This window comes from Bacteroides fluxus YIT 12057 (genome assembly GCF_000195635.1).
GTDB classification, from domain to species: domain Bacteria; phylum Bacteroidota; class Bacteroidia; order Bacteroidales; family Bacteroidaceae; genus Bacteroides; species Bacteroides fluxus.
Map to the genome: position 1 here is coordinate 1 of NZ_GL882679.1, position 510 is coordinate 510.

General features: G+C 35.9%; 1 protein-coding gene. It reads right to left on the reverse strand.

Annotation, left to right across the window (positions count from 1 at the left end):
• Nucleotides 1-79: 79 nt before the first annotated feature.
• Nucleotides 80-472, reverse strand: a complete 393-nt coding sequence (locus HMPREF9446_RS12875; RefSeq protein ID WP_008620118.1) for an Imm51 family immunity protein — start codon at nucleotides 470-472, stop codon at nucleotides 80-82.
• Nucleotides 473-510: the final 38 nt, after the last annotated feature.

Consider the following 510-nt stretch of genomic DNA (forward strand, 5'->3'; position numbering starts at 1 on the left):
TAATGGGATGCAGATAGCAACCTGTTACGGTTGCTTATCTGCGTGTTATCCGCATAATTATTTCTATTTATACAAATGGTTAATCCCATTCGATTTCATCTCCTTTCTCTCGAAGAATTTTATATATTTCTTCTTCGTTTTCTATTAAAGAGATGATAATGTCGGCAAAGCGTTTTGCCTTTTGCTCGTTTTCTGCGGTGTCCTCAAAATAAGCTGCGTAAGAACCAGCTTCAGGGTCGCTTTCCATACTTTCCAAAATGTCTGGTGCATTTTCTTCCAGATAGTAGTTGAAGAAGGCATCCCAGTTGTAACCGTTCATGTACGCCTCTTCATTTATCTCATTCATTTGCTCTCCTATTGCCAATGTTTTTTCAACCTCATTTTGGAAGAGCAGAACAATGTTACCAGAACCATTTGTGTAAATTTGAACATACTCATTATTAAAGATGTCTCTTTCTTCTGTTGTTGCCATAATCTTTTAATTTTTAATTGTTTTACTATTGCGGATAA

Excerpts from the sequence above, each read along its gene's own strand:
- HMPREF9446_RS12875 (WP_008620118.1), bottom strand. The coding sequence starts at position 472 with ATGGCAACAACAGAAGAAAGAGACATCTTTAATAATGAGTATGTTCAA.